General features: G+C 41.3%; 7 protein-coding genes. 3 read left to right on the top strand and 4 right to left on the bottom strand.

All coding sequences use genetic code 11. The annotated features are described in order from the left end of the window. Positions 1–381: 381 nt before the first annotated feature. From MTBBW1_RS23450 to MTBBW1_RS23460, 3 genes are all read right to left on the bottom strand, one after another. Positions 382–1,695: a TRAP transporter large permease gene (locus MTBBW1_RS23450; RefSeq protein ID WP_080808100.1), complete on the bottom strand. Its 1,314-nt coding sequence runs from the start codon at positions 1,693–1,695 to the stop codon at positions 382–384. Beyond that, positions 1,692–2,153 (bottom strand): TRAP transporter small permease, encoded by a 462-nt coding sequence (locus MTBBW1_RS23455; protein ID WP_222424149.1) that lies wholly within the window; start codon positions 2,151–2,153, stop codon positions 1,692–1,694. The genes MTBBW1_RS23450 and MTBBW1_RS23455 overlap by 4 nt, the downstream gene beginning before the upstream one ends. Positions 2,154–2,645: 492 nt before the next feature. Beyond that, positions 2,646–3,668, bottom strand: a complete 1,023-nt coding sequence (locus MTBBW1_RS23460) for a TRAP transporter substrate-binding protein (protein WP_087881840.1) — start codon at positions 3,666–3,668, stop codon at positions 2,646–2,648. 804 nt (positions 3,669–4,472) lie between these two features. Here MTBBW1_RS23460 and MTBBW1_RS23465 point away from each other — a divergent pair. From MTBBW1_RS23465 to MTBBW1_RS23475, 3 genes are all read left to right on the top strand, one after another. Next, positions 4,473–7,082 (top strand): molybdopterin-dependent oxidoreductase, encoded by a 2,610-nt coding sequence (locus tag MTBBW1_RS23465; RefSeq protein WP_080808105.1) that lies wholly within the window; start codon positions 4,473–4,475, stop codon positions 7,080–7,082. Beyond that, positions 7,082–7,900 carry a 4Fe-4S dicluster domain-containing protein gene (locus MTBBW1_RS23470; protein ID WP_080808108.1) on the top strand — a complete coding sequence of 273 codons (819 nt, stop codon included), beginning with the start codon at positions 7,082–7,084 and terminating at the stop codon, positions 7,898–7,900. Before MTBBW1_RS23465 ends, MTBBW1_RS23470 begins: the two co-directional genes overlap by 1 nt. Before the next feature lie 414 nt (positions 7,901–8,314). Continuing rightward, entirely contained in the window at positions 8,315–9,916 is a 1,602-nt protein-coding gene (locus MTBBW1_RS23475; protein ID WP_080808110.1) for a leucyl aminopeptidase, read from the top strand. A 162-nt stretch (positions 9,917–10,078) separates the two neighbouring features. Here the strand turns inward: MTBBW1_RS23475 and MTBBW1_RS29255 are convergent. Further along, positions 10,079–10,429: hypothetical protein (locus tag MTBBW1_RS29255; RefSeq protein WP_222424150.1), on the bottom strand; the 351-nt coding region annotated here is incomplete at its 5' end.

The raw sequence follows: 10,429 nt of genomic DNA on the forward strand, positions 1-10,429 counted from the left end.
TTTGACCATATAGTGGATTTAAAAGTGGTATGTAAAAATATGATTCTTATATGCTGCTGTCAAGTTGCTTCCTTATTGTCGCCTGCAAAATATAATAAGGGCAGATATCTGTATATAAACAATACATATACTTGCCCTTTATTAGAAAGTCTATATAAAATACTGATATAAAACGACTTTCATGTTTCGTTGTGATGCGTAAGCAAACATGGGGGTTATTATAGTATTCCAGATAATTAAATTGATAATGAAAAAGTCTAACTATCTGTTATCTGGATTAATTTTTTACAAAAAAATAAAATATTTTTCTGGAACGCTATAGAAAGTCTCTGCAACAGCTCGCCTTTGTGCCCCTCTTTGAGTGGGGCATGTCAGATTTTTTTAATACATAAGGTTTGGTAGAAAAAGTATAATCTTTGGAAAAATCATCATAAGAATAATTCCGACAACTGTTGCCATTAAAAATGGAAATATACCCTTGAAAATTGACTCAAGGGATATATCCCCCACAACACTTTGGGAGACACCATAAACAACATAGACATTGATTCCCACAGGAGGGGTGATTACACCCATTTCAGTCACAAGAACAATAATAACGCCAAACCAGATTGGATCATATCCAAGGTTGGTTACTATTGGAAAGAATATCGGGATGGTCAGCATTATAAGACCCAGGGAATCCATAAAGCATCCGCCGATAAAATAAATTGTGATAATGATGCCTATGATAAATACCGCAGGCATATCAAAACCGCTTACCCATGTTGCAATTTCAAAGGGGATTCTTGTAACAGCAAGAAATTTTCCAAAAACAACAGCACCAGCAATGAGAAAAAGGATCATGCAGGAAGTCTGCAATGTCTCGTAGAGTGACTTTACAAATGCCTTCCATGTAAGTTGCCTTCTGATAACAGAAACAATAAGTACGCCCAGAACACCAATGGCAGCCGATTCTGTGGGTGTAAAAAAACCATAGAACAGCCCGCTCATGACAAGTGCAAAGACTATCATTGTATCAGCAAGGCCGGCCAGGGATTTTATTTTCTGTGCCCAGGTGAATTTTTCTCCCCTTGGTCCCTGACTGGGGTCTATTTTACATGTGATATAGACGCATATAATAAAAAGGAAAGTCATCAAAAAAGCTGGGAATATGCCGGAAACAAAAAGTGCTCCAATGGATTGTTCTGTCAATATTCCATATATTATTAGGACAACGCTTGGAGGCATGATCATGCCAAGGCCTCCGCCTGATGCAACAGACCCGGCAGAGAGGGAATCAGCATAACCAAATCGTCGCATCTCGGGCATCCCGACTGTTGCCATTGTAGCGGCTGTTGCAGGGCTTGAGCCACATACTGCTCCAAAAGCTGTGCATGTGGCAACGGTTGTCATGGCAAGCCCACCCTTTACATTGCCAAGAAAGGTATATGCTGTATTGTAAAGCTTTCTGCTTATTCCACCGTTGAATGCAAGCTGACCCATCAGTACAAAAAGAGGGATGGTGGTCAGCTCATATGCGGAAAAGGAGTCATAAAAAATTCGTGGCAGAAGTACAAGCCCTGCTTTCAGAGAGATCAAACTGCTGAATCCGATAAATCCGACCATTGTCATGACGTAGGCAACAGGCATTCTTGTCATAAAAATGGCAAGCATGATAACAATACCTGTCACACCAATAAAAGTAGGACTCATAACTCTTCTTCAACTCCTGTAAAAAACTGGATAATATCCTTTAAAATCATTACTGAAAAAACCAGAAAACACACAAACAGAATATATACAAAGTAATACATTGGCAACTGAAGATTCATGGAAAGTTCCCCAGAGTTGGCCATTGTTCCAGCATACAAAAACATCCGCCATGTTATGATTACCATAATAATGAAAGAGAAAGTTTGGGTTACAACTTTTATAATTGATTGCGCTCTTTTTGATAGAAGTCTTACAAGTATCTCTACACCTATATGGACATCTTTTTTGTGTGAGTATGGCAGTGAAAAGGCAATGGCAAGTATGGCACAAATTGATACAATTTCCTCTGTGCCAAAGATTGGATGATTGAATGTGGCTCTCAGAAAGACATCCGCACAGGTCATAAGGCACATTCCCATGAGGCAGATGGCAGCAAGCATTTTCATTTTATCCTGCATTTTGTCCAGGAATATCCACAATGTTTTCATAGAAAAACCTTAGATAATTATAAAATTTGCAAAAAATGATAAATTTATTTTTAGTGCCAGTAGATTTTACTGTTACGTGGTTGTAATTTTTGCGGTGGTCGTTTTGTAGTAGAGACAAGGCATGCCTTGTCTCTACTGTTTATTTAATCGCTTTGATTTTAAAATTTGTCAGTCATAAGTTCATACAGCTTTCAAGAAAACTAATTTGTTTGAGTGTAACCTTTTTTGAACTCAAGAGTCGTAAGTTCTCAAATCCGTCACCATATATTGTGTTTTTTAATTGCTTGAAAGTACTATATTTAGTGTTCATTGGGAGAACTTATGATTGATGAGTTTTAAATATCCGGCGTAAATTGTTGCTAAGAAAGCTCACCCCCCAACCCTCTCCATGACCGGAGAGAGGGAGAAGAGTTCAAAAAGGGTACACTCAATATTTTTTATGGTTTCAGTGACTATCCAGAACTATTGGAGCTGCTTAATGCTATCCATTATAAACTGTACAATTTCACTGCCTGGCAAGCCTTTCTTATTGAGATCCTCTGCATATTCATCAAGTGAAGGACGGACGGCATTTTTCCATTTCAGTGACTCCTCCGGGGAAAGTGTGATCACTTCATTCCCCCTGTCAACGATGAAGTTTCTTCCTTCAACATCAATCTGATCCCATGCTTCACCATGTTTTACTGCCCATTCAGCATTGATTTCAGATATTGTTTTCTGGATTTCAGGTGAAAGAGAGTTCCATTTTGATTTGTTCATTGTAACAATCATATTGGTTGTATAGGCTACAGAGTTTTCTGCAATACAATACTTTAAAACTTCACCAAGTTTCCAACCCTTGTTGGCTTCAAGTGGATGGGCACTGCCGTCAACAACACCTTTTTGAAGACTTTGATATGCATCACCCATGCTCTGGGCCACAGGGGTTCCTCCAAGTGCTTTCACAAGAATCGTACTCATTCCGGTTGATCTTATTTTAAGACCCTTCATGTCTTCCATATTATGTACAGCTTTTGAAACTGTATTGATGTATCCTGGACCATGTGCATGGAGAAACATGACTTTGGTATCCTGAACTTCTTTTGGATTGAATTTTTCAAGAACCGCATTTGCAACTTTGGTTGCTACAACGCCACTTGTGTACCCCATTGGAAGATCCACAGCACCAAGTACCGGAAATCGTCCCCTTGAATATGCAAGAACAGTCATCCCTATATCTGCCACACCCATTTCAACATTATCATAAATCTGGGGAGCTTTTGACAAGGTACCACCAGGATAGTAGTCAATCTTAACAGCACCTCCTGTTCTTTTTTCAACTTCCTTGCACCAAGATTCTGCAAGTTGGGATTGAACGTGAAACGGCGGGAAAAAATTTGCGTATGTCAGCTTGATTGTTTCAGCTCCTGCTGTTGCAATAAACCCTGCTGCCATGACGGGCACGATAATCAGAGACACAATTGCATATAGTTTGTTTATCCGCATCTGTAAAACCTCCCCTTAAAAAGTATTAAAAATATAAACCTGTGGCATTGTCACTATTGACGATGCCTACACTGTTGTAGAAGCTGCATTTATGAGCCTTTTGATTTAATGCTTTTTTGTTAAAACACACCACAATATAAAGCGTTAAATGGAGTTTAAAACTCATTATATTGTGGTTGTGCTTCTCGAAATTGGACTTAATCAACAGAGTCATTTATCCCCTCTTTGCTTAAAAATACAATATTGCATGTAATATAGCTTGCTAAAAAACAACCAAGTGTTATTCCTGTTAATAACATTTTGATCATTATAATTCCAGAGTATTCTGTTCAGGTAGGTGAATTAATGAAGCTAATATGCAAAAACTCGATTAACATAATTGTGTAAATAATGGATTTCCCCATCCATATTATGTCTCACTTTATTTTATGCATTAAATTCTCATATGCCTTTCTACGTAGTCAGAAAGCAGAAAATTGTCAAGAAAAAAATTTTGAGATCTATCGCTTTGATGAAACGCTCTCTTATATTCTGCAAATGAACGCTCTTATGGAAAAGCTTTAGTTAATAGTGCTATGGTCAAAAAAATTGGTTGACATCTTCTTGATTGCATGTAATATTGCATGAATCAAGATTTGATACTTTTTAACAAACCCCCATGATAGCGAAAGTATCACGACGATGCATGAAAGTCTTTATATATCAGTATTTTATGAAGGTTTTTTGATAAAAGCAGCAGGCTATAGAAGATAGCCGTTATGTAAGAGAGCAGCCGGAATATCAATCAGAGGAGGCAACCATTTAATGAAAACCATCAAGACAAAAGACAAGACAGTGTTACGATCTCTCGGACTCGGCGGATATTTTGGCGGCGGAGCTGAGGGAATGGTGGATGTTAAGGATGGAAAAATCGTCCGGGTACGTCCCATGCGTTATGGATGGAAGTATGATAAAAGTGAGGTCAGACAGTGGAAAATGACCAGAAATGGCAAAACCATTGAGCCCACATGGAAATCCCTGCCAGGCCCATTTTCTCTTGCCTATAAAAAAAGGGTCTATTCTCCCAACCGCATAAAGTATCCTCTGAAACGGCTTGACTGGGATCCCAATGGAGAGAGAAATACCCAGAATCGCGGTAAAAGCAAATTTGTAAGGATCTCCTGGGATGAAGCAGCAAAGCTTGTTGCTGACGAGATCAAGCGCGTTCATAAGGAGTATGGTCACAATGCTGTGCTTCTTCAGGGTGATGGTCATGGTGAGTGTAAGACCATAAATACACCCCACGGCCATGCAGGCGTTCTGCTGGACCATCTTGGCGGTTTTACACTTCAGGTGAGAAATCCCGATAGTTGGGAAGGGTGGTACTGGGGAGCAAAGCATGTGTGGGGTCAGGGTGCCCAGGGAATAATGTTCCCTGCTGCCAATATTGTGAAAGACACCACAGAAAATGCCGACATGGTACTATTCTGGGGATGTGATCCTGAAACCACTCCATGGGGATTTACAGGTCAATTTGCAAGCCGTCTATGCTACTTCTGGACCGAGGCAAATATAAAACAGATCTATATTTGCCCAGATCTTAATTATGGAGCGGCAGTCCATGCCGACAAATGGATTCCGGTTCTGCCCAATACAGATGCTGCCCTTCAGTTGGCCATTATCTATATGTGGATCATAGAGGATACCTATAATAAAGATTATGTTGAAACCCATACCATTGGCTTTGACAAGGTAAAAGATTATGTTATGGGAGAAGAGGATGGGGTTCCCAAGACACCTGCATGGGCATCAAAAAAATGCGGAGTTCCTGAATGGACAATAAAAGCCCTTGCCCGGGAGTTTGCCGAAAAAACCACCTCAATTGCCCACTATTTTGGCGGTGGCATGATCAGGGGAGCTTTTGCCCATGAGCCTGCCCGTCTTGAGTGTATTCTTCTTGGAATGCAGGGTCTTGGTGGCCCTGGGGTCCATCAGCATCAGCTTACCTATTTTGGTATGCCAAGGGCTGAAGGTCTTGGCGGAACATTTTTCTGGAATCCTGAAATTGAAGAGCGGCTTTCCCTTCCTGTATTTTCATCTGTCACTGCATGGCAGGAGCAGGTTATTCCCAAAACATTGATTCAGCACGCCATTAACCGTGACGGGCCAATTGAGTTCCATGGCACAGGAGCCCAGAATGCCCTTGTAAAGGATCAGTTCAACAAATATACCTATCCCATTGCAAAAGAGAAGGGCGGGGTGGATATCCATATGATATGGACTGATACTCCATGCCGTATCACATGCTGGAACTACGGCAATGAAACAGAGCTTGCACTTCGCAGTCCCAAAATTGAAACCATTGTAGCCCAGCATCCCTGGCTTGAAAATGACTGTCTCTATGCTGATATAATCCTGCCTGCCAACACTTTTATGGAAGTTGATGATATTCTTACAAATATCCGTCAGGGTACAATGCAGCCAAATATCATGATTGCTGACAAGGCCATTGAACCTGTGGGAGAGTCAAAAAGTGACTTTGAGATAGTTGTTGAGATAGGAAAGCAGTTTGACATGGAGCAGACCCTTACAGACGGCCAGACAATTCCCGATCTTCAGAAAAAAATCTGGGAGTACATGGGTGGCGAAAAACTTGTAACCTGGGAGCAGTTAAAAGAGAAAAAATACTGGGTTTATAATACTGCACCTGACTGGGAAGAGGATTCTCCGGGGCTTAGAAATTTTTATAATGATCCTGAACGATTTCCCCTTGGAACCCCCACAGGAAAACTTGAATTTTATTCTGAAAGCCTTGCAAAGGCCTTTCCCGATGATGAAGAGAGACCTCCCATTCCAAAATGGATTGAAAAGAGCTTTAACCATGATGAGCGTCTCTCCAGCCACAGGGCAAAACTTTTTCCTCTTCTTGTGATGTCAAACCATGGAAGATGGCGTGTCCATGCCCAGTGTGACGATATTACCTGGACAAGGGAAGCCCCGACATGCAAGGTTCTTGGCCCTGATGGATACAAATATGAACCAGTGTGGATGCATACATCTGAAGCTGAAAAGCGAGGGATCAAACATGGAGATATCGTCAAGGTCTTTAATGAGCGGGGAATTGTTCTTGCAGGGGCATATGTAACAGAGCGGATTCGTCCTGGTGTAATCTCGGTTGATCATGGTGCCAGACATGATCCAATAAAAACCGGTGAAATAGAACGTGGTGGAGCAATAAACACAATAACACCAAGTCCCATTACCTCAAAGAACTGCGTAGGTAATGTTGTCCAGGGATATCTTGCAGATGTTCAGAGAGTAACAGGTGAGGAGATGGATCAGTGGAGACGGGATTATCCTGATGCATTTGCACGTGAATATGACCCTGATTCAGGCCTAAGATTTGATGCCTGGGTGATAGGAGGGAAAAAATAATGAAAGCGTTTTTTATAGATCTGTCTGTATGTAATGGCTGCTACTGCTGCCAGATTGCCTGCAAGGATGAGCATGTTGCAAATGACTGGACTCCTTATGCAAAGCCCCAGCCAGATACAGGGCAGTTCTGGATCGGTTTGACAGAGCTTGTAAGAGGTCAGGTTCCAAAGGTTAAAGTGACTTATATACCCAAAATGTGTCACCATTGTGATGATGCTCCATGTATTGAGCAGTGTAAGTATGATGCAATCACCAAAAGAGAAGATGGCCTTGTTCTCATTAATCCTGATAAGTGTACAGGATGCAAGCTCTGTAAAGATACCTGCCCACATGATGCCATATTCTTCAATGAGGGGCTAAATATTGCCCAGAAATGCACCGGATGTACTCATCTTTTAGATAATGACGATGAATGGACGGTTCCAAGGTGTGTTGATCAGTGTCCCACAGATGCCTTAAGATTTGGAGAAGAGGATGATTTCAGGGATTTTATTAAGGATGCAGAGTTTTTAAATCCTGAAGCCGGAACAAAATCAAGGGTCTATTACAAAAATCTGCCAAAGAAATTTGTTGCAGGAACAATTTATGACCCTGTTGAAAAAGAGGTTATCATTGGAGCTGCCTGTACTTTGAAAGATAGTGAATCCGGAGAAACCTTTACTGCAACAACTGATAATTTCGGTGATTTCTGGTTCAGAAAACTTGCAGATGACCGTACCTTTTCCCTGACCATTGATAAAGATGGTAAACAGAAGGTGATTGACGGTATTATTACAGACAAGGATTTAAGCCTTGGCGATATTCCCATGACTCTTTAATCTTCTATATAAAAGTCACCGTAAGTGGCTGTTTTTATAAAGACTTTCAAGTCTTGGATTATGGCGGTGAACCGCCCTGTTGGTTTATAGTAAACGGTCATGGCCGGCATTCAGCCACCCCCAAATATGGAAATTTGTATCTATTTTCACGGTAAACAGGCATGATTGATTATGTATCAATCACCTCCAAATATAAAAATAATAGTCATTTTTACGGTAAAAAATGGTTTTGACCTTTTTTGTGAACAATTAGTTTTTAAGGATTTTACCTGTTATAGTTTAGGAAAGGGCAGACATTTATGTCTGCCCTTTCTTTGTTGCAATTCTGTCAATTATTCATTAAATCTGGTACAGAGTGATTAAAAAAAATGCAGCAGGGTAGTGAATGATTAGACGAGATAAAAAGGTGAAAATATGAAAACTACAAAAGTGATGGTCAGCGAAAAAAAGATAGAGCAATATGATGGAGATCTTCTGGTCTGTTTTGTTCCGGAAGCAGTGGATGGAGAGCTTGTATGTAATCCCCTGATACAAAAAGAGGTCTCCCGTGCCCATGAATACGGGGATTTTTCAGGAAAAACAGATAAGACCCTTCTCTTTTATCCTGATATTGGAGAAAGCAAATCTTCCCTGAATGCCAGGCGGGTACTTGTGACAGGCATTGGTAAACCTTTTGGGCAGGGTGATGAAAAAGATAAAAAAAGGGGCAGTGCCAGTGTGGATGAAAAAGAGACAGACTTCGGTAAGCTTTGTGCTATACGTGAGGCATTCAGGCAGGCAGGGGGTACGGTTTCAAAGGTTTGCTCAACTGTGAAGGCTTCAAAAATAATGGTAACGGTTCCTGAAATTGCAGGAGATTATTCAGGAGAAGTGGCAGAATCCCTTATAGAAGGAATTCTTCTTGGGGATTACCGTTTCACCAAATATAAAAAAGCAGATGAACAGGAGCCGGAATATTCTGGTATCAACGAAGTGAGGGTCTTTGCCGGAGAGCATGCTGCAAATGTGCGAAAATCAGTAAAACTTGGAGTTGCTTCCGCCCAGGCTGCCTGTGATGCAAGGGATATGGCCAACGAGCCAGGAAATGGGTGGAAAGCTCTGGATTTTGCAGCATATGCTGACGCATTGGCAAAAAAATATGACCTTAAATGTAAAATTATAAATAAAGAGGAGATTAAGAGGCTTGGCATGGGGGGCCTGCTTGCCGTTAATCAGGGCTCTGCCGAAGAGCCCTGCATGGTTATACTTGAATATCAGCCCAAACGAAAATCCCAGACAATTTTGCTTGTGGGAAAGGGGCTTACCTTTGATTCTGGAGGAATATGTCTCAAGCCGCCTGCAGGAATGGCTGACATGAAGTATGATATGTGCGGTGGTGCGGCTGTTATTGCAGCCATGCAGGCAGTTGGGCACGAAAAACCTGGGGTGGGCGTGGTTGCCATTATTCCTGCAACAGATAATCTTTCAGGCAGTGCTGCAATGAAACCTGGTGATATTATACGCCATTACAATGGCATTACTTCGGAAATAATCAATACAGATGCTGAGGGACGACTTATCCTTGCAGATGCCCTTGCTTATGGTATTGAACAGTACAAACCATCATGTGTGGTTGATATTGCCACATTGACAGGAGCTGTTATAACAGGTCTTGGTCATCATTATTCAGGGGTACTTGGTAACAGTGATGAGCTTGTGAAGCTTCTTGAAGATGCCGGTCATAGAGCCGGAGAACCCCTTTGGCGACTGCCCCTTGGAAAGCCATACAGCAAACAGATAGAGTCAAAGGTGGCTGATATCAAAAACACAGGAGGAAAATCAGCCGGAACCATTACTGCGGCAGCCTATCTTCAGCATTTTGTTGGGGATATTCACTGGGCGCATATTGACATTGCCGGAACAGCCTGGGATTTTACGGAAAAAAGTTACATACCCAAGGGGCCATCCGGAATTGGAGTCAGAACATTTCTGGAACTTATCAGAAACTGGAAAAAAGGAAGTTGTCAATCCAGATAATAGATTGTGTTCTGTTGATTTTACCGTGAAAATGACTGTCATTTTTATATTTGGGGGTGATTGATACGTAATCAATCATGCCTGTTTACTCAAAATCGACATATTGATGGTTTTTTTGTCTCTTAGGAATTGGATCGAATTAACTTACCCAAACTTCCCCTCTCAATTTATGGAGAGGGGGCTGGGGCAATGTTCTTGACTTAAGCCACCTGCCAACGCAAACGAGATGATAGTCTTCAATGATTTCAATCTCTGGTGGTGTCCCAAATATGTTGATGAGCTCTTGACAAACCTTGATTCAGCAGGGCTTTCACAAAAAGATATCAACACTTTTATGACACTACCCAATCTCTCTCTCTTGCCGTAAAACCCGTAAGGCAACAGCATTGAGGGACAAGGTGGGTCGGGAACCAGCTTGAACAATGGAAGGTTCTGCATTAACTGCATGTTAATATTGGGTTGAACTGAACCAACCTGGCATTCCTCTTTGGTGGAAGTGCGGCCGAGGACTAT

Source organism: Desulfamplus magnetovallimortis, assembly GCF_900170035.1.
In the GTDB taxonomy this organism is placed as follows: domain Bacteria; phylum Desulfobacterota; class Desulfobacteria; order Desulfobacterales; family Desulfobacteraceae; genus Desulfamplus; species Desulfamplus magnetovallimortis.